The organism is Pseudooceanicola sp. (assembly GCF_029213205.1).
Lineage (GTDB): Bacteria > Pseudomonadota > Alphaproteobacteria > Rhodobacterales > Rhodobacteraceae > Pseudooceanicola.
Genome location: NZ_JARGNH010000006.1, coordinates 152,193 through 178,142, shown reverse-complemented (window position 1 = coordinate 178,142; position 25,950 = coordinate 152,193). Strand labels below are relative to the sequence as shown.

Genomic DNA, 25,950 nt, shown 5'->3' with positions numbered 1-25,950 from the left:
GGAATTACTTCACTGCTGCCGGATATGTCGCAGGTTAAAGGCGGGACGCTTTAGTTGCCGCCGAGCAATTTGCCCAGCCCCTTGAGCACCTCTTCCTCGGCCTTGCGCTTCAGCGCGTCCTCGGTGCTTTCGCCTTCCTGCTTTTCAACGCCCAGCTTGTCTGACAGATTCTCGTCGATCTTGGCGCGCGCCTTGTCCTCAAGCGCCTTCTTTTCATCGGCCAGGTTCAGATCAATCGCTTTTTCCAGATCCGGCAGAATCTGTGGCGAGGCCCAGGGTCCCTTGATCCGCACCGGCACCGCGATGCCGCGCCCGTCCCGCGCCTTGAGCGAGATCGGGGTGAACAGGTAGTCGATATCCTGCTTGCCCAGCCCGATCCGGCCATCGCCGCTGGCGGTGATCGAGGCCAGCGCCATCGCCAGATCCCGGTTGACGAGATCGCCGTCAGCGATGGTAAACGTCGCGCTGATCTTGTCAAAGATCGTGGTGCCGCCAGTGCCCAGACCGGTGCGGAACAGCTTGTCCAGATCAATGCCCTTGATGGTGCCGCGCCCGGTCTGCAGGTCGCCGTCACCGGAGAGCGAATTCATCAGCGCCGCCATCGACGGGCCCGAGGCCAGGAATTTCAGCCGGGCACCGCCAGTGCCGGTGAACCGGTCGATCCCGGCCAGCTCGCTCAGCAATTGCTGCAGGTCGACATTTTCCGCGCTCAACTCGCCCGCCGTCGACAGGCCGGCCCGGTTGTTGACCACCACCTGCCCGGTCAGCCCGCCACCAAAGCCCGAGGCCTCGCGGATCACCGTGACCGCGCGCGACCGCTCAACCGTGGTCACCAGCCCCAGCTTGCCAAAGGAAAGGTCGGCGACTTTCAGGCTTTCGGCGCTGAGCGAGATTTCGCCGTCAAACAGCCCCAAGGCCGAGGCGTCGATCGGCGCGGTCGACCAGCCCGGTGCCGCGGCCGCGTCGCCAGAGGCGGCCGTGCCGCCCGACGACAGCCCGGACAGGTCCAGCGCCCCGGCGACGATCTGCGCCTTTACCACTGGCTTGCCCGACAGCGTCGCATCCGCCGCCAGGGTCAGCTGATTGCCATCCAGCGCCGCCTTGGCGTCGCGCAGAGACAATTTCGATTCGCGGGTCAGGGTAACATCGCCGCTGAACTTGGCCTGCTGGCCCAGCCCCTTTGGGACCTCTACCCCGGCCACACCCAGCGCCGCCAGAAAGGCCGCGCTGTCGCTCAGATCCGCCGTGATCTGGCCCTGTGCTTCGGGCGCGCTGCCGGCCCGACCGGCAAAGCTGAGCGTGCCGCCACCGGTCGTGGCCTGCATCGTCACCCCCGAGACCTCGCCCGCGATCAGCGCCGTGACATCGGAGATTTGCCCGTCGACCTGCACATCCTGCCCGGCAGGACGCAGCACCAGTTTCAGGTCAACCGGCCCCGAGGCCTCTGGCCAGTCCAGAGAAATGTCCACATTGTCAAAGCTTTGCCTTGTGCCCGACTGCGCGTCGATCAGATGCAGCGCCGCGCCGGTGATCCGGGCACGGTCCAGTTGAAACGCCTGGGCCTCTGACTCGGCCTCCGGCTCGGGCGCGGGCTCTGCACCACTTTTTTCATCGGGTTTCGCGCTGCCGATCTGCCAGTTGGCGCGGCCATCGGCGCTGCGTTCCAGCAGGATCTCGGGCTTGGTCGCCAGCACTTCCTTGACCCGGATATTGCCCGAGATCAGCGCGCTTGCGTCAACCCCGATGGTCAGCGCCTCGGCCCGGAACATCGGCCCGTTCTTCGACCAATCGGCATTGGCGACCTGCACCGCGCCGGTGCGCACCCCCAGCACCGGCCACCAGGTGACTTCGGTCTCGCCCGAAAACAGCACCGCGCGCCCAGTGCGCGCCTCGATCTGGTCGGCGGCAATCTGCGCGATCCGCTCACCGGGCAAAAAGAACAATGCCCCGACAGCCACCACGACCACGGCGAATATTGCCAGCGCAAGTCTGCGAATGATCCGCATGAGTTTTCCAATCTGCTCGTTTTGATCAGGATAACGTCGGTGGCGGCGCTGACAAGCACTGGCGCCTTCACGTCCCCGTTTGCCAACGCCCTAATCCGCGATATAGGGCGGGGATGAGTCAGAACCCACCCAACCTGCGCCCCGACATTGCCCCGGCAGCCCGCCTCGCGGACACAGGCCGTCCCGGTCAACCCGCCATCGGCATGGTGTCGCTGGGCTGCCCCAAGGCGCTGGTCGATTCTGAACGCATCCTCACGAGGCTGCGCGCCGAAGGCTATGCGATCTCGCCCGACTACGCGGGTGCCGATGCGGTGATCGTGAACACCTGCGGCTTTCTCGACAGCGCCAAGGCCGAAAGCCTTGACGCGATCGGCGAGGCAATGTCGGCCAATGGTCGGGTGATCGTCACGGGCTGCCTCGGTGCCGAGCCCGAATTCATCACCGGCGCCCATCCCAAGGTGCTGGCGGTGACCGGGCCGCATCAATACGAACAGGTGCTGGACGCGGTGCATCTGGCGGTGCCGCCGTCCCCCGATCCCTTTGTCGATCTGCTGCCCGCCTCCGGCGTCTCGCTGACCCCGCGCCACTACAGTTACCTCAAGATCTCCGAGGGCTGTAACCACAAGTGCAAGTTCTGCATCATCCCCGACATGCGCGGCCGCCTGCAATCGCGCCCCGCCCATGCGGTGCTGCGCGAGGCGGAAAAACTGGTTTCGGCAGGCGTGCGTGAGCTGTTGGTGATCAGTCAGGACACCTCGGCCTATGGCGTCGACATCAAACATGCCGAGGAGCGCGGTCACCGCGCCCATATCACCGATCTGGCCCGTGACCTTGGCGCGCTCGGGGCCTGGGTCCGTCTGCACTACGTCTATCCCTATCCGCATGTGCGCAACCTGATCCCGCTGATGGCGGATGGGCTGGTGCTGCCCTATCTCGACATCCCGTTCCAGCATGCCCACCCGGATGTGCTGAAACGCATGGCGCGCCCGGCGGCGGCGGCCAAAACCCTGGATGAAATCACCGCCTGGCGCGACATCTGCCCAGATATCACCCTGCGTTCGACCTTCATCGTCGGCTATCCGGGCGAGACAGAGGCAGAGTTTCAGACGCTTCTGGACTGGATGGACGAGGCGCAGCTCGACCGTGTCGGCTGTTTTCAATACGAAAATGTCGCCGGGGCCCGCTCCAACGCCCTGCCCGATCACGTTGCCGACGAGGTGAAACAGGACCGCTGGAACCGGTTCATGGAAAAAGCCCAGGCGATTTCCGAGGCCAAGCTTGCCGCCAAGGTCGGCAGCCGGATCGAAGTGATCGTCGATGAGGTCGACGAAGACGCCGCCACCTGCCGCACCAAGGCCGACGCCCCGGAAATCGATGGCAACCTGTTCATCGACACCGGATTCGAGGCGCTGAAACCCGGCGATATCGTCACGGTCGAGGTCGATGAGGCTGGCGAATATGACCTTTGGGGGCGGCTGGTCTGACCTCTGCGACCTGCGTTTCCATTACCGGGGCCAGTCGCCCTTGCACCCGCCACCGGCCCGATGCACCATCATCGGGTTCTCAGGGCGGGGCGCAATTCCCCACCGGCGGTATGCGGGCGCGACCCGTAAGCCCGCGAGCGCCCCGGCCAGATGCCGGGGGTCAGCAGACCAGGTGAAAAGCCTGGGCCGACGGTCACAGTCCGGATGAAAGAGAACGGAGCCGCAGCGGCGCAGCCGCGCCTGCCCGGCCCGTAATCGCCTTGGGTGACGTGTCTGTTACGCAAAGGAGATACCCATGACACACACCCGATATGCCTTTCTCAAGGCCAATTGGCATGCGGATATCGTTGACCAGGCCCTGGCCGGGTTCTGCGAAATGATCCCGGCCGACCAGGTCGATGTCTTTGACGTGCCCGGCGCTTTCGAGCTGCCGCTGTTGGCCCGTGACCTCGCCGAGTCAGGACGCTATGGCGCCGTGGCGGCGGCGGCCTTTGTCGTCGATGGCGGCATCTATCGCCATGATTTCGTGGCGCAGGCGGTGGTCGAGGGGCTGATGCGGGCGGCGATGGACACCGGGGTGCCGGTGCTGTCGATCGCGCTGACACCACACCACTATCAGGACACCGAACATCACAATTCGATTTATCGCAGTCATTTTGTTGAAAAAGGCCGCGAAGCCGCCGCTGCCGCGCTGATGATCGGCCAGACCCGGGCCAGACTGGCGGCTTGATATCCGGCCAGAAAACCGGGCTCACCCAGAAACCGGGCTCACCTGGTCGCAAAAACAATAGCGCCGGTGCAGGGGTAATCCCGCACCGGCGCTTTTTGCACGGACCGGTCAGACGCCCCTCTCGGCTCGTGTGCTCCCCAGCCACGCGCCGCGTCTGACTCTGTCCAGCAAATCCGGACTTATTTCATTGCCCGCAGCGCGTCGCGGTTCCGGCAATAGCTGGGGGCCTCGCGCGCGGTTGGGTGTTCGACCTGCCAACCCTGGCAGGCTTCGGGATTCTCACAGCCGGAACAACGGATCACCGCGTTGCGATAGGCATAGATGCTTTCAGGATCGTTGCTGACCCGGCTGGCCATATCGACGCCAAGCCGGTCGGCCATGCCATTGAACAAGTCGTTCGCGCGGTCGAGTTTATCCGAAAAGCTCATCTCTCGGGCCTCACTCTGCGGCCAAGGGGGCAAGCGACCGGAACAGGTCCCGGTTTTCGCAGGCCAGAGGCGCCGGGCGCGGACCCGACAGCGACAATTCCGCTTCCGACAACCAATTCTCGCATTCAGCAACACGGGCGCAGCCCCGGCATCGGGTGATGGCATCCGCCCAGTCGGAAATGCTCAGCTGGCCGTCCTGCACCGAGGTATCGAGCGCCGTGCCGGTGGCGCGGGCCATGCGTTTGACCAGGTGAAGATGGCGACTGAGATTACCAAGCGGTTGCATCATTGCCTCACTGCATTCACCGGCAAACCTAAAGGCTGGCGCCCGCATGGTCCTTGATTTCGATCAAATTGTGTCCCTCAGCAGGCGGCTGTTAACCCTCCAGCGCCCGGCGCACCGTGTCCAGCCGGTCGGCATTCGGCGGATGGGTGCCGAGGAACTGATCGCCCGGATCAGCGATTCGCGAGAAATAGAGCGCCCCGCGCAGCGCGTCATAGCCAGCGGCCTGGGCGATCCTGGCGCCCAGCGCATCCGCCTCAAGCTCGAACTCCTTGGAATAGCTGCGCGCGCCGACGGTGGCGCCGATCTGCGCGGCCAGCTCGACCCCGGCCATGCCGGCCCCGGCAATCGAGGCCAGGCCGCCCAGCAATTGTGCCCCGGCCGTCGCATTCATCCGCTGCCGGTCAAGGTGGTTGCGGATGTGATGCGCCGCCTCATGGCTCATCACAAAGGCCAGCTCATCGGCATTGACGATGTCGGCGATCAGCGCCAGCGTAAAGGCGATCACCGGACGCCCCGAGGAATCGCGCGACTGAAAGGCGTTGGCGGGCTGATCGGGGCGGTCATCGACGACGATCAGGTAATCGCAATTCAGCCCCGGCGCCCGGGCGCGGCATTCGCGTTCGGCCACCGGCTCGACCGTGCGGACCACCGAGACAAAGCGGCGGGCGGCGGTTTCCGCCTCGGCCTCGGTCATGCCGGCTCTTTCAACCTGGCGCGGCGATGCGGGGGCCGGGCCGGGGCCGGTACTGGCACAGCCAGCCAGCGCCAGCGCCGCTGCCAATGTCACCAACAGCCGTGCAATCATCGCCCCTGCCCTCCGTTGCGTTCCCCATGTCTAAGCAGCCTGCGCCACAGATTCCATATGTGCCGACCTGCCCCCTAGGCAAGCCGCATGAGCTGGCCTATCACTGACGCCATGTTCACCATCGAGCACGATTTCGACTGCACTGTGATCACCCTTCTCGACGACGGCGAAACGCCGCTGTCCGAAGACGTGGTCGTCAATGCCTTTGCCGAATGCGTCACCGTCGAGCAATATGAGCCACGCACCGACAGCATGCAGCGCATCACCCTATCGATGGCCCAGCTGCGCGACCTGGCGGCGGCGCTGAATCTGCCCGAGGGCAGCTATAGCTTTGCACCAAAGACCGAGACCGGGCCGAGCAGCCTGGGTTGAATGGCCGCGGTTGAATGGCCGGGGCTGACCGCCGCAAGCCGATCTAGGCGTCGTCGTCGATACGAAAAGTCTTGTCGCGCGCGGTCTGGCCGCGCAGCAGCTGCAGCCGGGTTGGCGCAAGGCCCAGCGCCTTGGCCAGCAACTTGCGCACCGCCGCGTTGGCCTTGCCGTCTTCCGGCACCGTGGTGACCCGGACGCTGACCTGATCGCCGTCGCGCTGCACCACATTGCGGCTGGCACGCGGGGTAACACGCACGGTGATTTCGGCCCCCGGACGGGCCAGGTCAGTAAGATCGGGATGCTTGGCCATCGTGCTCCGGCTCTTGCGTTACCAGGTGCGGTCCTGTTCACTCTTGTCCATGCGAATGGGCAAGGAGAGCCGCGCCATGTCAACCGGGTTTTTCTGGGATGAACTGTGTTTCTGGCACGCGGGCGGCAATTATGCCCTGACCCTGCCGCTCGGCGGGCTGGTGCAGCCGCTGGCCGCCGGTGGCCTTCCGGAAAGCCCGGAGACCAAGCGGCGGCTGAAGAACCTGATGGATGTGACCGGGCTGATGGGCGAGCTCGACAGCCGCAGCGCCCCGGCGGCGACGCGAGAAGATCTGCTTCGGGTGCACCCGGCCAGCTATCTCGACCAGTTCAAGGCGATGTCGGATGCGGGCGGCGGCGAATTGGGGCTGCGCACCCCCTTTGCCCAGGGCGGCTATGAAATCGCCACCCTGTCGGCCGGGCTGACCCGCGCCGCCATCGACGCGGTGCTGCGCGGTGAGAGGCAAAACGCCTATGCCCTGTCGCGGCCACCGGGCCACCATTGCCTGCCGGATTGGCCAAACGGATTCTGCCTGCTGAACAATATCGCCATCGGCATCGAGGCCGCCAAGGCCGACGGCCTGGCGCCGCGCGTCGCCGTTCTCGATTGGGATGTGCACCATGGCAATGGCACCGAGGCGATTTTTTACGACCGCGACGACGTGCTGACGATCTCGATCCATCAGGAAAAGAACTATCCTCTCGACACCGGCGATGTTGGCGACCGGGGCCGGGACGCTGGCGCGGGCTATAACATCAACGTGCCGCTGCCGCCGGGTGTCGGCCATGTCGGCTATCTCGAAGTCATCGACCGGATCGTGCTGCCCGCGCTCGACGCCTATCGGCCCGACCTGATCGTGGTCGCCTGCGGCTTTGACGCGGGCGCCTTTGACCCGCTGGCGCGGATGCTCTGCACTGCGGAAACCTATGCCGAGATGACCCACAAGCTGAAGCAATCGGCAGAGAAACATTGCGCTGGCAAGCTGGTTCTGGTGCATGAGGGCGGCTATTCCGAGGCCTATGTGCCGTTCTGCGGCCATGCCGCCATCGCGGCCCTGGCCGGAGCCAAATCGCAAGCCCCGGACCCGATGCGCGACACCCTGCGGCAACGGCAACCGAATGCCGCCTTTGACCGGTTCATTAGCGGGCTGATCGACGAGATGGCGCCGGTGCTGCTGGGCTGAAGGACGACCGGCCAGGCGGCAGCGCCTAGATCGCCGCCCGGTCTGTCAGCCGCTCCTGCACCAGCCCGGCGATCCGGGCGACGTCGGAACGGGTGGCACGGCCCTCCTTGCGCGACATCGCCAGGGCCACCGCCGCCGAGATCAATTCCTGATCCCGCGCACTGCGCGCCAGCCCACCGAGGAACTGCGCCAAATAATCCAGCGTAGTGTCCTCCAGGTTTTTGCTCAACACCTCGGCCAGATGCGCCATGTCGTCGCGAAAGGCGATCCGGTCCGGGTGCACCATATCCTGCGTCACCGGGCGCTGCTGCGCCACCTGCCGGTCCGGCGGCAGGTGGCGCAGCAGCGCCGTATGAAACTGCGCCAGGCTTTCCACCGGCTTGGCGATAAAGCCATCGGCCCCGGCGCCCAGGGCCCGCGCCTTGGCGCCGTCATCGCCGCTCAGCCCCAGCACCACCGAGACCCGCGGCATGGCGCTGGTCAGCTCGGTGATCAGATCGGCGCCCGACCCATCCGGCAGCCCCAGATCGACGATGACCACTGAGGGGCGATAGACCTGCAAGTGTCGGTGCGCCGAGCGCAGGCAATCCGCCCGCCGGATCCGCGCGCCCGAGCGCAGGCACAGCAGCCGCATCGCCTCCGACGCAAAGCGGCTGTCCTCGACCACCAGAACTGTCAGCCCCAGCAAGGGCCGATCGGCACTCGGTGCCTGATGCAGTTTTTGCGCGGTTTCCATGGCGGTGCCTTCCCGATTGCGATTCCCGTGGCCTTTCGGGAAACGCTAGCCAGACAGCCCTAACGCGCGGTTAATATTGGCCGGGTCAACGCCCGGCCCCAGGGCGCCGTCGACGTCCCGAAAAGAGTCGTGAACGCCTGTGACACGGCCGCCCGATGGCGCTAGCCTGGCGGAACCCGCGCCCGGAGGCCGCATGTTCCTGTCGGTATTCGACATCTTCAAGATCGGCATCGGCCCCTCGTCCTCGCATACGATGGGCCCGATGCTGGCCGCCGCCAGATTCCTTGACGACCTGCGCGCCGCACCGTTTCGCGCCCATCGCCTCAGCGCGGCGTTGCACGGGTCGCTGGCCTTCACCGGCATCGGCCATGCCACCGACCGGGCAGTGATCCTCGGCCTCGCCGGATTTAACCCCGACACCTATGAGGCCGGGGCTGCCGAAACCGCCCTGGCGACGATCCGCGCCAGCGGCCGCGTCACCCCGCCCGGCCTCAATGCGCTGGTCTTCGACCCCGCACAGGATCTGGTATTCGACTACGACCAGCCGCTGCCGCTGCATGCCAATGGCCTCAGCCTGTCGGCACATGACGCCCAGGGCGATCGTATTCTGCAACGGCGTTACTATTCCATCGGCGGCGGCTTTGTGATGAGCGAGGCCGAGATGCTGGCGGGCAAGCCCGCCGACGAAGGCGCGCCGGTGCCGTTTCCGTTCAAGACCGCTGCCGAAATGCTGGCAATGGCCCGAACCTCGGGCAAATCCATCGCCGCGATGAAAGCCGCGAATGAGGCGGCGCGCGGCAGCGGCGCGCTGGCCCCCGGCATCGCCCGGATCTGGGAGGTGATGGCGGCTTGCATGACCCGTGGCTTGACCACCGGCGGCACCCTGCCCGGCGGGCTGAACGTGCGCCGCCGCGCCCAGGCGATTCATGACGCGCTGCTGGCCGAACGCGGCACCAACCTCGCCGCCCCGCATGAGATCAACGACTGGGTCGCGGCCTATGCGATGGCGGTGAACGAGGAAAACGCCGCCGGCGGTCAGGTGGTCACCGCCCCGACCAATGGCGCCGCCGGGGTGGTGCCGGCGGTGATCCGTTACTGGCTGAGCCATGTCCCCGGTGCCGCGCCCGCGCGGCTTCCGGATTTCTTCCTCACCGCCGCAGCGATTGGCGGGCTGGTGAAGTTCAACGCCTCGATCTCCGGTGCCGAGGCCGGATGTCAGGCCGAGGTCGGCACCGCCGCCGCGATGGCCGCCGCCGGGCTCTGCGCGGTTCTGGGCGGCAGCCCGGCGCAAATTGAAAACGCCGCGGAAATCGCGCTGGAACATCATCTCGGGATGACCTGCGACCCGATCAAGGGGTTGGTGCAGGTGCCTTGCATCGAACGCAACGGCCTCGGCGCGATCAAGGCGATCTCCGCCGCCTCGCTGGCCCTGCGCGGCGACGGCAGCCACCTGGTGCCACTTGATGCGGCGATCGAGACCATGCGCCAGGTCGGCGCCGACATGCATGAGAAATACAAGGAAACCGCCCTTGGCGGCCTTGCCGTCAATGTGCCGAACTGCTGATAGCCCGCAGCTGTCCCCGCGTCTTCTGGTTCCAACTGTCTCGGGCGGCCCGTCAGGGCCACAGCCTCAGACCAACGTGTCGCAGGACAGCCGGATCGCCCGGATATTGTCGCCATAAACGCCGGGCTCTGCCACCGATCCGCCCTTGAACACCGCCGACCCGGCCACCAGCACATCCGCCCCGGCCGCCACCACCTTGGGCGCGGTCTCAGGGGTGACACCGCCATCGACCTCGATATGCACCGGCCGGTCGCCGATCATCTGGCGCAGCTGGCGAATCTTGCCGGTCATGTCGATAAAGCTCTGACCGCCGAAGCCGGGGTTCACCGTCATCACGCAAACCAGATCGCAGTTCTCCAGCAACGGCGCCACCGCCTCGGCCGGGGTGCCGGGGTTCAGCGCCACCCCCGCCTTCATCCCAGCGCCGCGAATCGCCTGCAGGGTGCGGTGGATATGTGGCCCGGCCTCGACATGGGCGGTCAGGATATCGGCGCCGGCATCGGCGAAAGCCGCAATGTAGGGATCGACCGGTGCGATCATCAGATGCACATCCATCACCGTCTTCACATGGCGGCGAAACGCCTTCACCGCCGGTGGGCCAAAGGTCAGGTTCGGCACGAAATGCCCGTCCATCACATCGACATGGATCCAATCGGCGCCCTCGGCCTCGATGGCCTCTATCTCGCGTCCGAAATCGGCAAAATCTGCCGAGAGGATCGACGGGGCGATCTTTATGCGGCGATCAACACTCATGCGATGATTCCCTTGTGCTTTGCTTCGATATGGCGCGTCACAGCTGTCATGCCAAGCCTGCCGCGCCCACGCCCGGCAAGGGGCAAGAGTTTTCGACGAAAACTCTTATCAAAATTCTTCGCCGAAGAATTTTCCCCCGGCCCGTGCCAAGACGACCAATTCAGCCGTGCAGCTCTGCCACCCGCGTGACCTCGTCGCGGCAGCCAAAGACAAAGGGCGCCTTGCCATGCAGGGACTCTGCCGTCAGCTCCAGGATCGGGGTCTTGCCATCGGTGGCCAGCCCGCCGGCCTGTTCGATCAGCATCGCCATCGGCGCAACCTCGTAGACCATCCTGAGCCGCCCCTTGGCATAGGCCGGACGGGCATCGCCGGCATAGAGAAAGGTGCCACCACGGGTCAGAATCCGATGGGTCTCGGCGACCAGAGACGCCACCCAACGGAACGAATAATCGCGGCCGCGCGGTCCCTCGACCCCAGCCTCACATTCCTCGACAAAGCTTTTCACCCAGCCCGGCCAATGTCGCCGATAACCGGCATTGATCGAATATTCCTTGGCCGCTTCGGGAATCGCCATCGCCTCCTCGGCCAGTTCGAACACCTGGGTTTCCGGGTCCAGCACGAACATCAGCGTACCCTGGCCAAAGGTCACCGCCAGCCCGGTCTGCGGCCCATAGATGATATAGCCCGCCGCGATCTGCTCGGAGGCCGGGCGCAGAAAGCTTTCCTCGGCCCCGTCCTTGGCCTCGAACACCGAGAAGATTGTGCCGATCGACACATTCACATCGATATTCGACGATCCATCGAGCGGATCGATGGCCAGGGCAAACGGCCCCTCGCCCAGGGTCAGCACCCCCTCTTGTTCCTCGCTGGCGTAATAGCGCACCCCGGCCGGGCCCAGCGCCTGTTCGAACGCCTCGTCAGCGATGACATCCAGTGCTTTTTGCTGATCGCCGCCGGTGTTTTCGCCGACCCCATGGTGCAGCGACTGCCCCAGCGGGCCGCGCGCGATGATCCCCGCAACCCCGATGCCAGTGGCGCAGAGCGCATCGATCACGGGGAAAAGCCGCTCCGGGATATGGTCAGAGGCGATGGCGTGCATAATAGTCTCCGGTTGATTTTCCGACTTCCTACTCCACAAAGCCGATGAACGGAACAGGCTGGCCTGCCAGGATTGATCCGGGATCGGCATTCGCGCGCCCGATGAAAGCGATGCCCAAGGCTACCGCAGCGCGCTGTTCCCGCCTCAGCCCCCGGGGCCAGCCGCCCTCACCGCCAGTCGAAGAATCCAGACCCCGCCCGCGCCAGCAAACGTCGCGCCATATCCTCACCCAGGGCGGCGCCATCCGCGACCGGGGCGCTGGCCGCGTCCTCCAGTACTTCGGAGCCATCGGGGCGCAGAATCTGGCCGCGCAGGCGCAGAACCCCGCCCGTGACGTCGGCCAGCCCGGCAATCGGGGTTTCGCAGGACCCATCCAGCGTGGCCAGAAAGGCGCGCTCTGCCGCCAGTTGTTCGGCGGTGGCGCGGTCATGGATCGGCTCCAGCAGCGCCGCCATCCGGCTGTCGTCAGCGCGCCGCTCAATGCCGATCGCGCCCTGGGCCACTGCCGGCAGCATCTCCTCCACCGCCAACCCGACCGCGGGAACATCCGTCCGCCCAAGTCGGATCAGCCCGGCCATGGCAAGGAAAGTGCCATGCGCCACCCCCGCGTTCAACTTGCGCAACCGGGTCTGCACATTGCCGCGGAATTCCACGATTTCGACGTCCGGGCGGCGCAGCCGCATCTGCGCGCCACGCCGCAGCGACGATGTGCCGATCCGCGCGCCCACCGGCACCGCGGCAATCCCGCCGGGTTGAAACGAGACAAAGGCATCGCGCGCATCCTCGCGCGGCAGATAGCAATCCAGGATCAGCCCCTGCGGTTGCAGCACCGGCATGTCCTTCATCGAATGCACCGCGATGTCGATGCCGCTCAGCAGCAACTCCTGCTCGATCTCCCGGGTGAACAGCCCCTTGCCGCCGATCTCGCGCAGGGCCCGGTCCTGGACCCGGTCACCGGTGGTCTGGATCACGCTGATCTCAAAGGCCTCGATCGGCAGATCATGGGCCTGCATCAGCCGGTCACGGGTCTCATGTGCCTGGGCCAGCGCCAGCGGCGAACCACGGGTGCCGATGCGCAGGGGCGCGGCGGGGGACGGACGAGTGCGTGTCATGCAGAGGTTCCTAATCGCGGCGCTATCTGCTGACAAGTCGCTGCACGCTTGACATCCCGCGCCGCCCCGGCGACCTCTGGCCGCTGAGGAAGGAACCGCAATGACCCAAAAGACCCTCCTGCGCGCCCTGGCCGGGGAACGCCTGCCAGTGCCGCCGATCTGGATGATGCGCCAGGCCGGCCGCTATCTGCCCGAATACCGCGCCACCCGCGCCAAGGCCGGGGATTTCCTGTCGCTGTGCTACAACCCCGAGCTCGCCGCCGAGGTGACGCTGCAGCCGATCCGCCGCTTCGGCTTTGACGCCGCCATCCTCTTTGCCGACATCCTGCTGGTGCCACAGGCGCTTGGCGCCGACCTCTGGTTCGTCACCGGCGAAGGCCCGCGCCTGTCGACCATCACCTCTGAGGTCGATTTCAGCCGGCTTGGCCCGGCCGCCGATATCCATGAGACCCTGAACCCGATCTATGAAACCCTGCGTATCCTGACCGGTGCCTTGCCACGCGAGACCACGCTGATCGGCTTTGCCGGGGCGCCCTGGACCGTGGCAACCTATATGATCGCCGGGCGCGGCACCCCGGATCAGGCCCCGGCGCATGCGCTGATCTCCGAAAACCGGGCGCTGTTCGAGGCGCTGCTGGACCGGATCACCGAGGCCACCATCGAATATCTCTCGGCCCAGGTCAGTGCCGGGGCCGAGGTGGTCAAGCTGTTCGACAGCTGGGCCGGATCGCTGCAGGGCGCCGATTTCGACGCCTATGCGACGGCGCCGACCAAACGGATCATCAGCGAACTGAAAGCCCGCCATCCCGGGCTGCCGGTGATCGCCTTTCCGCGCGAGGCGGGTGAGAAATATATCGGCTTCCACCAGGCCAGCGGCGCCGATTGCGTCGCGATCGACAATTCCGTCGATGCCGATTGGGCCGCGGCCCATGTGCAGATCGACGGCTGCGTGCAGGGCAATCTGGCGCCCGGCCATATGGTCAGCGGCGGTCAGGCCCTGATCGACGAGACCCGGCGGATCAAACAGGCCTTTGCCAAGGGGCCGCATATCTTCAACCTCGGCCATGGCATCACCCCGGATGCCAACCCCGACAATGTGCAATTGATGATCGACAGCCTGCGCAGCGCCTGATTCCGCAGCGTCTTCTGGTTGAAACGACCGCTGCCGGAGGCCCTGCCGCGACAGGGCTCGATGCCCGTGCACGGCCCCCCCCCGCGATGCCAGGGGGCGGCGCAACTTTCACATCCTTGCGCCCGTCACACATTCCCCCGCCCCGCCCGCCGCGCTAGGCTGCCGACAGGAGGACGCGCAATGACAGCCAAGGTAACAGCACCACAGGCCCTGTATCACGGGATTGAACAGGGCCAGGATCAGCACCGGGCTCTGGCCTTTCTCGGGATTCCCTATGCCGCACCGCCGCTCGGCACGCTGCGCTTCCGCCCGCCCGAGCCACTGGCGCCGGGCGGCGAGATCAACGCCACCGCCTATGGCAACGCGCCGATCCAGGACCCGCCACCGGTCACCGACTGGTCGATCCACCGGGCGCCGCAGAGCTATGGCGAGGATTGCCTGAACCTCAATCTCTGGACCCCCGCCGCCGATGGCAAACGCCGCCCGGTGATCGTGCATCTGTTCGGCGGCGGCTTTGCCACCGGATCCGCCAATGTCGGCCATTTCAACGGTGCCGCCTTCGCCTCGGCCAATGACGTGGTGCTGGTGCGCCCGAATGTGCGCACCGGTGCGCTTGGCTTTCTGCATCTGGCCGAGCACTTTCCGGGGCTAGACCAGAGCAACCGCTCGATGCTCGACCTCGCGGCGGCACTGCGCTGGGTGCGCGCCAATATCGAGGCCTTTGGCGGCGATCCGCAGAATGTGACCCTGGCCGGCATGTCCTCGGGCGGATTCACCGCCGCCGCCCTGTTCGGCACTGCGGACGGGCCGACATTGTTCGACAAATGCTGGCTGCTGTCCGGCTATGCCACCCGCATCCAATCGCCCGAGCGCGCCGCCGAGATTGCGGCGGACTTCCTGACCCGCGCCGGAGTCGCACCCGGCGACGAGGCCGGGCTGGCGGCGCTCAGCGCCGAGGATATCCTGCGGCACCAGGCCGAGGTGGTGGCGGTGAACCTCGCCGAGCGCTCGATGCCCGGTGGCAAGACCCTGGGGATTGTTCAGGATGGCACCACCCTGCCGCGCCACCCGGAACAGGCGCTGCGCGACGGCGCGCTCAAGGATTGTCCGCTGGTGCTGGGCCGCACCCGGCACGAGGCCCGGCTCTGGTATGCGACCGGGCGGATGGGCACTGTGGACGAGGCCCGGTTCCGCCAGACCATCGCCCGGTTCGACGGCGATTCGGCGGTGGAGACCGAGCTGGCGCGCTGGAACGCCGCGATGCCCGGCGCCGACTGGCAGGCCAAGGAAGAGGATTTTCTGACCGATCGCATCTACCGCCGCGCCACCGCCGCCAATGCCGCCGCCCAGCGCGCCGGGGGCGGCCGTGCCTGGGTCTATGAATTCGCCTGGGCGCCGAAGCCGCCGCATGACTGGCTCGGCGCCACCCATGGTTCGGACGAAAGTTTCGTCTATGGGCTGCATGACATCGACAAGGTGCCAGTGGCCCTGACCGATCCGGTTGGCGCCAGAGCGGTCGCGGCTGAGACCGAGGCGGCACTGATCCAGTTCATGCGCGACGGCGATCCGGGCTGGGGCGCGGACCTGCGGGTGTTCGGCGACTGATCTCGCAAAGGGGGGCTGTCTGCCCCCCACTGGCGCGCCTGCGGCGCGCCACCCCCCGAGGATATTTTCGACCAGAGGAAGCGGGAGACAGCCGCCGGGGTCTTACCGCCAGAAAAAAGAACAGGGGCGCCGGTGCGGGCGCCCCTGTTCGATTTCAAACGGCCCGCGATCAGGCGAAGCTTTGGCCACCGTCAGCAATGATCAGCTGGCCGGTGACATAGCCCGCCAGTGGCGTTGCCAGCCACAGGGCGGTGCCGGCGATTTCTTCGGGCATGCCCATCCGGCGCAGCGGGTTGGCGTTGTTGATCCGCTCGATCCGCGCCGGGTCTTCCCAGAGGGCGCGGGCAAAATCGGTCTTGATCAGCCCCGGTCCGATGGCGTTGACCCGGATATTGCTGGGCCCCCATTCCAGCGCCAGCGAGCGCACCAGCGCCGCATCCGCCGCCTTGGTCACGCCGTAAGCGCCGAGCATCGTCGAGCCCTTGATCGCCGCCACTGACGAGATCACCACGACCGATCCACCGCCATGTTTGGCCATGCCGGGCAGCACCATCTTGCACAGCGTATTGACCACCCGAACGTTGGTGATCAGCATCTTGTCGAACACCGCGTCGTCGAGGTCCTGCAGCGGGCCGTAGACCGGGTTGATCGCCGCATTCGGCACCAGAATATCGATCTGGCCCCAATGCTTGATCGTCGAATCCACCAGATTCTGCAGCGCCTCGGTGTCGCCGATATGACAGGGGATGGCGATGGCCTCACCGCCCTTGGCGGTGATGGCATCCACGACCGCCTGACAGGCGTCCATTTTGCGGGAAGAGATAACCACCTTGGCGCCGGCCTCGGCATACATCTCGGCGATGGCGCGGCCGATGCCACGGGACGAGCCCGTGACAATCGCCACTTTACCTTTCAGATCAAACATCTGTTCAGTTCCGATATTGTTTCAGTTCGAGCTTGGCGATGGTGTCGCGATGCACCTCGTCCGGGCCGTCCACCAGGCGCATGGTGCGCGCGTTGGCGAACGCGGCGGCCAAAGTGCTGTCCTGGCTGACGCCCATCGCGCCATGCACCTGCATGGCACGATCAACGACGCGCTGGACCAGATTGGCGGCCACGACCTTGATCATCGCGATCTCTTTGCGTGCGACCTTGTTGCCGACCGTGTCCATCATATAGGCGGCGTGCAGCACCAGCAGGCGGGCCTGCTCGATTTCCATCCGGCTTTCGGCGATCCAGTGACGGTTGATCCCCATTTCGGCGATCTTCTTGCCAAAGGCCTGACGTTCCATGCCGCGTTCGCACATCATCTGCAGCGCGCGTTCCGCCTGACCGACCGAGCGCATGGCGTGGTGAATCCGGCCCGGTCCAAGCCGTGCCTGCGCGATTTCAAAGCCACGGCCTTCGCCCAGCATCAGGTTGTTCGCCGGCACCCGGACGTTGTCGTAATGCACCTCGGCATGGCCGTGCGGTGCGTGGTCATACCCAATCACCGAGAGGTGCCGCTTGACCTTGACGCCGGGGGTGTCGAACGGCACCAGGATCATCGATTGCTGCTTGTGCTTGGGCGCGTCCGGGTCGGTCTTGCCCATCACGATCGCGATCTTGCAGCGCTTGTCCATCGCGCCCGAGGACCACCATTTGGTGCCCTGGATCACATAGTCGTCGCCATCGCGTTTGATCGAGGTTTCGATATTGGTGGCATCCGAGGAGGCGACCGTCGGTTCGGTCATCGAGAAGCACGAGCGGATCTCGCCGTTCAGCAACGGGGTCAGCCAGCGTTTCTTGTTCTCTTCGTCGGCGAACAGGAACAGGGTTTCCATGTTGCCGGTGTCGGGTGCCGAGCAGTTGAACGGTTCGGAACCGATCGAGGAGCGGCCCATGATTTCGCACAGGGTGCCGTATTCCAGATTGGTCAGGCCGGCGCCTTTGAACTCGCCCGCGTCATGCGGCAGGAACATGTTCCAAAGACCCGATTCTTTGCCCTTGGCCTTCAGTTCTTTCATGATCGCCGGTTCTTCCCAGCGGTCACCTTCTTCTACTTGTGCCTTATAGACTTTTTCAGCGGGATAGATGTGATCATCCATGAAACGGAGCAGCTGCTCACGCATCTTCTTGGCTTTATCAGATATGGGAAAATAATCGTACATTTCTGTCGTCCTCCTCCGGTTGCAGTTAGGTGACACGGAGCGTGGGGAAGTGTCAACGCTGTGGAAAAGTATTCCGATGAGCGGAATATTGACCTCGTCATATTGGCCGCTAATGTTGGCTCCGGTATTCGGACAACAGACCTGACCGCGATATTACTGACGTCGATAGAGGAATCGAATTCATGGAAGATGGCCTGCGCACACACCAAGGTAAAATCCTGCCCATATCGCCCGAGGGCGATGACCTTACCAATTTCGGCGAGTTGGTTCAGACCGCAGCCAAGATCGCCCCGCAGAAAGCCGCGGTGATCTGTGAAGAGACCGACACTTCCTGGTCCTGGGAGTATTTCGCGGACAGGGTCGCCCGGATCGCCAGCCGGTTGCAGGCCGATGGGATCGGCCCGGATGTGATGATCGCCGGGCTGTCCGAAAATTCGCCGGATTACCTTGCGCTCTATTTCGGGGTTCTGCACGCTGGTGGCTGCATGGTGCCGCTGCCGTTTTCCGCGACCGAGGACTCACTGGTCAAGATGGTGGAAAACTCTGCCCCCTTGATCCTGTTTTCGTCGCCGCAATTTCTGGAAACCGGCAAGCGTTTGGGCGCGGACCGGGTGATTTCCATGGCTGATTTCGACAGCTGGATCGGCGATGCTGCACCGGTGCCACCAGCGGATGTGAAACCGGACCACCTGTTCAACATGATCTATTCCTCCGGCACCACCGGATCGCCCAAGGGGATCGTGCATGATCATCGGTTCCGCTCGCGCCAGATGGTGCGGGCGCGGCGCACTGGCATGGATGAAAACACCATCCACCTGATGTCGACGCCGCTCTATTCCAACACCACACTTGTCACCACGCTGTCGGCGGCCACGATGGGCGCCACGGTGGTGATCATGTCGCGGTTCAAGACCAAGGAATTCCTGCGGTTGAGCGAGAAATACCGCGTCACCCATGCGGTTCTGGTGCCGGTGCAATACATGCGCCTGATGGACGAGCCGGATTTCGACAACTACGACCTCAGCTCCTATGTCTGCAAAATGTCGACCTCGGCGCCCCTGCCCGGGGTGTTGATCGAGCAGGTGATGAAACGCTGGCCCGGCAACATCAAGGAAAGCTATGGCCAAACCGAAGGTGGCGCCTCGTTTTCCCTGGATTGCGCGGCAAACCCCACCAAATGGGATACGGTTGGCCAGCTGAACCCTGGTTGTGAAGTCAAGATGATCGACGATGACGGCAACGAGATCCCGGTCACCGAATTCGGCGAAATCGTCGGGCGTGGCGTTTCGATGATGCCCGGGTATCACAAGGTGCCCGACAAGACCTCCGAAGCAACCTGGGTGGATTCCGATGGCAAGGTCTGGATCCGCACCGGCGATATGGGCCGAATGGATGAGGACGGGTTCCTACTTCTGCTGGACCGCAAGAAGGACATGATCATCTCGGGTGGCTTCAACATCTATGCCAGCGATCTGGAACAGGTGTTACGCAAGCACGAGGATGTTGGCGATGTCGCCGTGATCGCCGTTCCTAGCCGCGAATGGGGCGAAACCCCGCTGGCGCTGGTCGTGCCGAAACGGCCGGATGCCGATCCCGAGGCCATCCGCGAATGGTGCAACGCCCAGTTGGGCAAGACTCAGCGGATCAGCAAGGTTGTCTTCCGCGAGGACATGCCAAGGTCCGAAATCGGCAAGATCCTCAAGCGAGAGCTGCGTGACGAGTACAACAAAAACGCCGCCACCTGAAATCCGCATCGCGGAAATAATTTCCGATCCTGTTGAACGGTATGCCGTTTCGTGCAAACATGCGTATCGGAGGATGCTTTATGAGATTTGACGGCAAAGTGGCAATCGTGACCGGCGCGGCCAGCGGCATCGGGCGGGCCATTGCGGCCCGGCTGGCCGCCGAGGGCGCCAAGGTCTGTCTGGTGGACCGGGACGAGGCCGCGTTGCACGCTGCCCGCCCCGGCGAGATCGGCGGCCATGGTGAAACCATGATCCATGCCTGCGATGTCAGCGACGAGGCCCAGGTCGCGGCCTGCGTTCAGGCAGTGGTCGGCAAATGGGGCCGTCTGGATGCGGTGGCCAACAATGCCGGGGTGTCGCGCGGCTATCAGCCGATCACCGACAATGACATGGAAGACTGGAAGTTCGTCTTTGGCGTGAACCTGTTTGGCGTCGCGCATTTCATCAAACACGCGGGCAAGGTGATGGCCGATCAGGGCTCGGGCGCCATCGTCAACACCGCCTCGGTTGCCGGGATCCGCTCCGGCGCCGGTGGCAATGCCTATTCCGCCTCCAAGGCCGGGGTGATCAGCCTGACCCAGACCGCCGCCTGCGATCTGGGCGGCTTCGGAGTGCGGGTCAACGCCGTCTGCCCCGGGCTGATCGAAACCGGCATGACCCAGCGCGTCTTTGACCACGCCCGCGAGAACGACAAGGAACACAAGCTCGGCTCGCGTTGCGAACTGCGCCGCTATGGCCGCCCCGAAGAGATCGCCGCAGCGGTCTGTTTCCTGGCCTCCGACGATGCCTCTTATATCACCGGGCAGGCTTTGCCGGTCGATGGCGGCAACACCGCCTCGCTCAACCTGCCTGGTATGAAGGTGTGAATGTCAGACCTGCATCTCAATCAGTGGCCTCCCGGGGTGCCGCGGCACATTGAGGTGCCCGAACGGTCGGTTGCCCGCAACCTGATCGCCACGGCGGCGCGCCTGCCGGACAAGACCGCGCTGATCTATTACGGCGCGCGAATCAGCTACGGTGCCCTGCTGGCGGATGTTGAACGGATCGCCGGCTGGCTGCAGGCCCAGGGGCTGCAGCGTGGCGACCGGGTGCTGATCGACATGCAGAACTGCCCGCAATGGGTGATCGGCTATTACGCCATCCTGCGGGCCGATGCGGTGGTGGTGCCGATCAACCCGATGTATCGCGCGGCCGAGCTCACGCATCTGGCCAGCGACACTGGCGCCCGGATCGCCTTGGTCGGCTCGGAACTGCTCGACTCGCTGTGCCCGCTGCTGCCCTCGGGCAACCTCGACCAGCTGCTGGTTGCCGCCTATGCCGATATGGCCGCGCCCGAGGGCCGCGCCGATCTGCCCGCCGGGCTACAGGAGCAGACCGACGCTGATATTGTCGGACCCGGCCTCACCCGCTGGCGCGACGCGCTCAACGCCGAGCACCGTCCCGGCGAACATCTGGCAACCGCCGATGATCTGGCGGTGCTGCTCTATTCCTCCGGCACCACCGGCCAGCCCAAGGGCTGCATGCATCCGCATCGCAATGTGCAGGCGGTGATCCATGGCTATGCCCATTTCACCCCCTATACGGATGACGAGATCACCCTCTCGGTGCTGCCGTTCTTTCACGTCACCGGCATGCAGAACGGCATGAATACCCCGATCTTGACCGGTGCCACCAGCGTGATGATGACGCGCTGGGACCGCGACCTGGCAGCGCGGCTGATTGGCCAACAGCGGATCACCCTGTTCCGCTCGATCACCACCATGCTGCTCGACCTGATGAACGCACCCGATTTTGACAGCTATGACCTCAGCAGCCTCAGGCTGATCGGTGCCGGTGGCGCGGCGATGCCGGAGGCGGTGGCGCAGCGGCTCAGGGACAGCACCGGGCTTGAGGTGCTCGAAGGGTATGGCATGTCCGAAACCATCGGTGTCACCCATCTGAATCACGCCCATGCGCCGCGCAAGCAATGCCTCGGCATCCCGCTGTTTGACGTCGACGCACGGGTGATCGACCTCGACAGCCTGGTCGAGCTGGGCCCCGATCAGCCCGGCGAGATCGTGATCCGTGCGCCGCAGGTGATGACCGGCTATTGGCGCAACCCCGAGGCCACCGAGGCGGCGTTCATCGAGCTCGACGGCCAGCGCTTCCTGCGCAGCGGCGATATTGGCCGCTATGACGGGGATGGCTATTTCTACATGACCGACCGGGTGAAGCGGATGATCAACGCCGCCGGGTTCAAGGTCTGGCCGGCCGAGGTCGAGGCCCTGATGCACCATCACCCGGACATCGCCGAGGCCTGCGTGATCGGCGCCCCCGACCCGCGCCGCGGCGAAACCGTGCGCGCCTATGTGGTGCCCCGCCACGGCGCGACCGGGCTCAGCGAGGCGGCGATCATCGCCTGGTGCCACGATCAGATGGCCGCCTACAAATGCCCGCGCACCATCATTTTCACCGATGCCCTGCCGCGCAGCGGTGCCGGCAAGGTGCAATGGCGCGACCTGACCGATTCCGCTGCTGCCGAGGCCGTGGCGACCCGGGCGAGCGGCTGATCCGATGCCCTGGACGCCCCCCCGAACACAGCGCCGAACCGGCACCCAAGCCTCGGCTCTGCCGAACCTGGAGACAAACCCTTGCGCAAGAGACTGACAGCGGTCGCGATCGACCGCGCCCATGGTGGCAATGACCGCCAATTCGTGACCGCCCTGCACCGCGGCCTTGAAATCCTGCGCGCCTTCAACCCCAACGACCGTGCTGGGCTGGGCAATTCCGACCTGGCTGAACGCACCGGCCTGCCCAACTCCACCGTGTCGCGGCTGACCTTCACCTTGCTGAAATCAGGCTATCTGATCTATGACGAAAACACCGGCCGCTACCGGATGGGCGTGCCGGTGCTGTCGCTGGGCTATGCCTGCCTGGCCGGGCTGCATGTGCGTGAAACCGCCCAGATCTACATGCAAAAACTGGCCGATGAATGCGGCGACGGGGTGCTGGTGGCACTTGGCGGGCGCGACAATTTGTCGATGACCTATCTCGCCTGTGCCCGCTCGATCGGGGTGTTTTCACTGCAGCTCGATGTCGGCAGCCGGATTTCGCTGGTGCGCTCGTCGATTGGCCGCGCCTATATCGCCGGCACCACCGAGGCCGAGCGCAACGAGATCCTCGCCCGGGTCCGCGACCGCACCCCCGCCGATCAGCTGAACAAGGTGCTCGACGGCATCGCCCGGGCCCGCGAACAGATCGCCAGCCGGGGTTTTCACGCCAATTTCGGTGAATGGCAAAAGGATGTGCACGCGGTCTCGGTCCCCTATCGGTCGCAGCAGCCCGACACGCCAATGCTGGCCTTCAACCTCGGCGGCAATTCGACGTCGCTGTCAAAGGAACGGCTGGAAAACGAACTCGGGCCCAAGCTGGTGGAACTGGTGGAAACGATCAGCCGCGTCGGCTATTGACCGGCCGGATCGCGCAGCTGACCCGCGCTTCCTCTGGTCCAAAATATCCTCGGGGGTGAATTGCGGGACGCAGACCCGCAAGAGGGGGCAGACAGCCCCCTCGTCCTTTTCGCCCGGTCAGCCGCCGATCACTCCGGGATCAGCGCGAATTTGCCAACCCCGCCCCGGTTCAGCACCTTGTCCAGCACCGCAGCCGCGTCTTTCAGCGGAAAGCGCCCAGCGACCACCGGCTTGATGTCGCGGCGCCCGAACCAGGCCAGCAACTCGTCCATATTGGCCTGATAGACCGCCGGTTCTTCGCGGGCGAAATTGCCCCAAAACACGCCGACCACGGCATATTCCTTGACCAAAGCCAGGTTCACCGGGAATTTCGGGATCTCGCCGCTGGCAAAGCCGATGATCAGCAGCCGGCCGTTGCGCGCCATGAATCGGCTGGCAGCGTTGAAGGCCTCGCCACCGACCACATCGTAACAGACATCGGCACCCTTGCCGCCGGTCAGCGCCTTGACCTCGTTCTTGAGGTTGTCATAGCCGATGACGTGATCGGCGCCGCATTCCCTGGCGATATCGGCCTTTTCCGGCGAGGACACCACGGCAATCACCTTGGCGCCCATCAGCTTGCCGATCTGCACCGCCGCCACGCCGGTGGCCCCGGCCGCGCCGAACACCACCAGGGTTTCGCCCGGTTGCAGATTGGCACGCTGTTTCAACGCGTGATGCGAGGTGCCATAGGCGATGATCAATGCGCAGGCCTCAGCGGCATCGGCGCCCTCGGGCAGCAGAAAGGAGGCATTGGCGGGGACCGCCGCCATGCTGACGTAGCCATTGCGCACGGTATGGCCGACCACCCGCTGGCCGATTGCCCGGTCGCTCACGCCGCTGCCCAGCGCCACGATTTCACCGGCGACCTCGCTGCCGGGAACAAAGGGGCGGTCCGGGCGGACCTGATACTTGCCCTGCACCAACAACCCGTCGGGGTAATTCACCCCCGCCGCCTCGACCTTGATCAGAACCTCGCCGGGCCCGGCGACCGGGTCAGGCAAGTCCTTGTATTCCAGATCTTTCAGCGGACCGAATTCGTTGCAGACAATGGCTTTCACCGGGCATCCTCCTGGTTTCCTTGGGTTGCGGCAACCATAGAAATCCGGGCGCCCAAAGCCAGCAAAAACCGCCTCTTTGCCTTGGCTTTTCCGTCACTTGACATGCCGCAATGCAGCAAGGGCCGTTCTCTACGAAAATAGCTTTCACCAATCGCGCCGCCGCGCTACAAATTTTAAAACAAGCATACGGGAGAGGACCCATGAAGGGTATGATGATGCAGCGGCCGCTGCGGATCAGCGACATTTTGGAATTCGGGGCAGAGCAATACCAGCACGGTGAAATCGTGTCGGTGCGCACCGAGGGCGACATTCACCGCTATACCTATCCAGAGGCCGCGGCACGCACCCGCCAGCTGGCCAATGGGCTGTTGGCGCATGGGATCGAACTGGGCGACCGGGTCGCGACCCTGGCCTGGAACGGCTATCGCCATTTCGAATTGTATTACGCGATCTCCGGCATCGGCGCGATCTGTCACACCATCAACCCGCGCCTCAGCCCAGAGCAGCTGATCTATATTGTCAACCATGCCGAGGACAAGGTGCTGTTCCTGGACACCACCTTTGTGCCGCTGATCGCGGCGGTGAAGGACCATCTGCCCAAGGACCTGACCTATGTGATCATGTCCGACAAGGACAAGATGCCCAAGGATATGCCGTTCGAGGCGCTGTGCTATGAAGACCTGCTGGAGGGGCAGCCCGCGACGATCGACTGGCCGGAATTCGACGAAAACACTGCCTGCGGTCTCTGCTATACCTCCGGCACCACCGGGCACCCCAAGGGCGCGCTCTATTCGCATCGCTCGACGGTGCTGCATGCGATGATGATCATCGTGATGCAGACCTCCAGCTTTGTTGAGGGCAGCAAGGTGCTGCCGGTGGTGCCGCTGTTCCATGTCAACGCCTGGGGCCTGCCCTATTCGGCGCCGCTGTCCGGCTTGTCGATCGTCTTTCCGGGGTCGGCCTTGGACGGGCCGAGCCTGTTCAAGCTGATGGATGACGAGGGCGTCTATTCCGCCTGGGGGGTGCCGACGATCTGGATGGGGCTGATGGCCGAGATCCAGAGCCAGGGCCGGATGCCGAAAGGTTTCAAGGATGTTGTGGTCGGCGGCTCCGCCGCGCCGCGCTCGCTGATCAAGGCGTTCGAGGAACACGGCGCCAGCGTCAGCCATGCCTGGGGCATGACCGAGACGAGCCCGGTCGGCTCGCACGGGGTTCTGCCCGCCTGGATGGCCGACGCGCCACTCGAAGAGCAGCTCGACATCAAGCAAAAGCAGGGCCGTCGCTGTTTCGGGGTCGAATTCAAGATCGTCGACGAGGATGGCAAGCGCCAGCCGCATGACGGAAAGGCGATTGGCGAGCTTTTTGTGCGCGGCAACACCGTGGTCTCGGGCTATTTCAACAACGAAGAGGCCAGTGCCAAGGCGCTGGATCCCGAGGGCTGGTTCGGCACCGGCGATGTCGCCTCGATCGAACCGGGCGGCCTTCTGGTGATTCAGGACCGGGCCAAGGATCTGGTGAAATCGGGCGGCGAATGGATTTCCTCGATCGATCTGGAAAACCTGGCGATGGCACATCCGGCGATCAGCAATGCTGCGGTGATCGCGGTGCCGCACAAGAAATGGGATGAACGCCCGATCCTGGTGGCGGTCGCCGCCGGGGCCGAGAAGCCCGATCTGGCCGAATTGCAGGCGCATATGGAAGAGCATTTCGCCAAGTGGCAATTGCCCGATGACGTGATCTGGGTCGATGCGCTGCCGCTGACGGCGACTGGCAAGGTGTCAAAGCTGACCCTGCGCCAGACCTTCGCGGATTACGTCCACCCGGACGAACGCTGAGCCCGAGCGCGGCGGGGGGCCAGCCCCCCGTCGGCCTCTGGCCGCCGCCCCCCGAGATATTTTTGA

The 25,950-nt window shown here is 64.8% G+C and carries 24 protein-coding genes and 1 riboswitch; of the genes, 12 read left to right on the top strand and 12 right to left on the bottom strand.

All coding sequences use genetic code 11. The features are described from left to right. Positions 1–50: 50 nt before the first annotated feature. Positions 51–2,006 (bottom strand): AsmA family protein, encoded by a 1,956-nt coding sequence (locus P1U48_RS07395; protein WP_301068298.1) that lies wholly within the window; start codon positions 2,004–2,006, stop codon positions 51–53. Positions 2,007–2,119: 113 nt separating this feature from the next. Between P1U48_RS07395 and rimO the strand changes: the two genes are divergently transcribed. Then, a complete protein-coding gene (gene rimO, locus P1U48_RS07390; protein ID WP_301068297.1) occupies positions 2,120–3,490 on the top strand; it encodes a 30S ribosomal protein S12 methylthiotransferase RimO in 1,371 nt (456 codons plus the stop codon). Positions 3,491–3,561: 71 nt separating this feature from the next. Further along, positions 3,562–3,710: riboswitch (FMN riboswitch) on the top strand. Between the two features lie 75 nt (positions 3,711–3,785). Then, positions 3,786–4,220, top strand: a complete 435-nt coding sequence (locus P1U48_RS07385) for a 6,7-dimethyl-8-ribityllumazine synthase (RefSeq protein WP_301068296.1) — start codon at positions 3,786–3,788, stop codon at positions 4,218–4,220. Positions 4,221–4,399: 179 nt separating this feature from the next. Here the strand turns inward: P1U48_RS07385 and P1U48_RS07380 are convergent, their stop codons facing one another. The 3 genes from P1U48_RS07380 to P1U48_RS07370 form a co-directional block, all read right to left on the bottom strand. Beyond that, positions 4,400–4,648, bottom strand: a complete 249-nt coding sequence (locus P1U48_RS07380) for a DUF6455 family protein (RefSeq protein ID WP_301068295.1) — start codon at positions 4,646–4,648, stop codon at positions 4,400–4,402. Between the two features lie 10 nt (positions 4,649–4,658). Further along, on the bottom strand, positions 4,659–4,937 hold the full coding sequence (locus tag P1U48_RS07375; protein WP_301068294.1) for a DUF6455 family protein: 279 nt from the start codon (positions 4,935–4,937) through the stop codon (positions 4,659–4,661). An 88-nt stretch (positions 4,938–5,025) separates the two neighbouring features. Then, entirely contained in the window at positions 5,026–5,739 is a 714-nt protein-coding gene (locus tag P1U48_RS07370; protein ID WP_301068293.1) for a M48 family metallopeptidase, read from the bottom strand. A 111-nt stretch (positions 5,740–5,850) separates the two neighbouring features. Here P1U48_RS07370 and P1U48_RS07365 point away from each other — a divergent pair, with 111 nt between their 5' ends. Then, on the top strand, positions 5,851–6,111 hold the full coding sequence (locus P1U48_RS07365; RefSeq protein WP_301068305.1) for a hypothetical protein: 261 nt from the start codon (positions 5,851–5,853) through the stop codon (positions 6,109–6,111). Between the two features lie 43 nt (positions 6,112–6,154). Here P1U48_RS07365 and P1U48_RS07360 read toward each other — a convergent pair whose 3' ends face one another. Beyond that, the gene (locus P1U48_RS07360; protein ID WP_301068292.1) at positions 6,155–6,421 is read right to left on the bottom strand and encodes a DUF167 domain-containing protein; all 267 of its coding nucleotides are present in this window, start codon (positions 6,419–6,421) and stop codon (positions 6,155–6,157) included. A gap of 76 nt (positions 6,422–6,497) precedes the next feature. Between P1U48_RS07360 and P1U48_RS07355 the strand changes: the two genes are divergently transcribed. Beyond that, complete coding sequence (locus P1U48_RS07355; RefSeq protein ID WP_301068291.1) at positions 6,498–7,604, top strand: class II histone deacetylase; 1,107 nt, start codon at positions 6,498–6,500, stop codon at positions 7,602–7,604. 25 nt (positions 7,605–7,629) lie between these two features. Here the strand turns inward: P1U48_RS07355 and P1U48_RS07350 are convergent, their stop codons facing one another. Further along, positions 7,630–8,340, bottom strand: a complete 711-nt coding sequence (locus tag P1U48_RS07350) for a response regulator (RefSeq protein ID WP_301068290.1) — start codon at positions 8,338–8,340, stop codon at positions 7,630–7,632. A 193-nt stretch (positions 8,341–8,533) separates the two neighbouring features. On the opposite strand from P1U48_RS07350, the gene P1U48_RS07345 reads away from it, so the two are divergent. Next, complete coding sequence (locus P1U48_RS07345; protein ID WP_301068289.1) at positions 8,534–9,904, top strand: L-serine ammonia-lyase; 1,371 nt, start codon at positions 8,534–8,536, stop codon at positions 9,902–9,904. A gap of 66 nt (positions 9,905–9,970) precedes the next feature. On the opposite strand, the gene rpe is transcribed toward P1U48_RS07345, so the two are convergent. The 3 genes from rpe to hemC all read right to left on the bottom strand — a co-directional run bounded on the left by rpe (position 9,971) and on the right by hemC (position 12,868). Beyond that, complete coding sequence (gene rpe, locus P1U48_RS07340; RefSeq protein WP_301068288.1) at positions 9,971–10,657, bottom strand: ribulose-phosphate 3-epimerase; 687 nt, start codon at positions 10,655–10,657, stop codon at positions 9,971–9,973. A 160-nt stretch (positions 10,658–10,817) separates the two neighbouring features. After that, positions 10,818–11,756 (bottom strand): class 1 fructose-bisphosphatase, encoded by a 939-nt coding sequence (locus tag P1U48_RS07335; protein WP_301068287.1) that lies wholly within the window; start codon positions 11,754–11,756, stop codon positions 10,818–10,820. 167 nt (positions 11,757–11,923) lie between these two features. Continuing rightward, positions 11,924–12,868, bottom strand: a complete 945-nt coding sequence (hemC, locus tag P1U48_RS07330) for a hydroxymethylbilane synthase (RefSeq protein WP_301068286.1) — start codon at positions 12,866–12,868, stop codon at positions 11,924–11,926. A 100-nt stretch (positions 12,869–12,968) separates the two neighbouring features. Here hemC and hemE point away from each other — a divergent pair, with 100 nt between their 5' ends. Next, the gene (gene hemE / locus P1U48_RS07325; RefSeq protein WP_301068285.1) at positions 12,969–14,000 is read left to right on the top strand and encodes a uroporphyrinogen decarboxylase; all 1,032 of its coding nucleotides are present in this window, start codon (positions 12,969–12,971) and stop codon (positions 13,998–14,000) included. Between the two features lie 180 nt (positions 14,001–14,180). Next, positions 14,181–15,605 (top strand): carboxylesterase family protein, encoded by a 1,425-nt coding sequence (locus tag P1U48_RS07320; RefSeq protein ID WP_301068284.1) that lies wholly within the window; start codon positions 14,181–14,183, stop codon positions 15,603–15,605. Positions 15,606–15,774: 169 nt separating this feature from the next. Here the strand turns inward: P1U48_RS07320 and P1U48_RS07315 are convergent, their stop codons facing one another. Together P1U48_RS07315 and P1U48_RS07310 are read right to left on the bottom strand one after the other, a co-directional pair. Then, a complete protein-coding gene (locus P1U48_RS07315) occupies positions 15,775–16,530 on the bottom strand; it encodes a glucose 1-dehydrogenase (RefSeq protein ID WP_301068283.1) in 756 nt (251 codons plus the stop codon). Positions 16,531–16,534: 4 nt separating this feature from the next. Further along, positions 16,535–17,755 carry an acyl-CoA dehydrogenase family protein gene (locus tag P1U48_RS07310; RefSeq protein ID WP_301068282.1) on the bottom strand — a complete coding sequence of 407 codons (1,221 nt, stop codon included), beginning with the start codon at positions 17,753–17,755 and terminating at the stop codon, positions 16,535–16,537. Between the two features lie 182 nt (positions 17,756–17,937). On the opposite strand from P1U48_RS07310, the gene P1U48_RS07305 reads away from it, so the two are divergent. From P1U48_RS07305 to P1U48_RS07290, 4 genes are all read left to right on the top strand, one after another. Next, positions 17,938–19,500 carry a class I adenylate-forming enzyme family protein gene (locus P1U48_RS07305; protein ID WP_301068281.1) on the top strand — a complete coding sequence of 521 codons (1,563 nt, stop codon included), beginning with the start codon at positions 17,938–17,940 and terminating at the stop codon, positions 19,498–19,500. An 80-nt stretch (positions 19,501–19,580) separates the two neighbouring features. Continuing rightward, positions 19,581–20,366 (top strand): SDR family oxidoreductase, encoded by a 786-nt coding sequence (locus P1U48_RS07300; protein ID WP_301068280.1) that lies wholly within the window; start codon positions 19,581–19,583, stop codon positions 20,364–20,366. Next, positions 20,367–22,049: a long-chain-fatty-acid--CoA ligase gene (locus P1U48_RS07295; RefSeq protein ID WP_301068279.1), complete on the top strand. Its 1,683-nt coding sequence runs from the start codon at positions 20,367–20,369 to the stop codon at positions 22,047–22,049. Between the two features lie 81 nt (positions 22,050–22,130). Next, positions 22,131–22,949, top strand: a complete 819-nt coding sequence (locus P1U48_RS07290; RefSeq protein WP_301068278.1) for an IclR family transcriptional regulator — start codon at positions 22,131–22,133, stop codon at positions 22,947–22,949. 128 nt (positions 22,950–23,077) lie between these two features. Here the strand turns inward: P1U48_RS07290 and P1U48_RS07285 are convergent, their stop codons facing one another. Further along, complete coding sequence (locus P1U48_RS07285; protein WP_301068277.1) at positions 23,078–24,049, bottom strand: NADPH:quinone oxidoreductase family protein; 972 nt, start codon at positions 24,047–24,049, stop codon at positions 23,078–23,080. Between the two features lie 200 nt (positions 24,050–24,249). Between P1U48_RS07285 and P1U48_RS07280 the strand changes: the two genes are divergently transcribed. Continuing rightward, the gene (locus P1U48_RS07280) at positions 24,250–25,884 is read left to right on the top strand and encodes a long-chain fatty acid--CoA ligase (RefSeq protein WP_301068276.1); all 1,635 of its coding nucleotides are present in this window, start codon (positions 24,250–24,252) and stop codon (positions 25,882–25,884) included. Positions 25,885–25,950 lie beyond the last annotated feature (66 nt).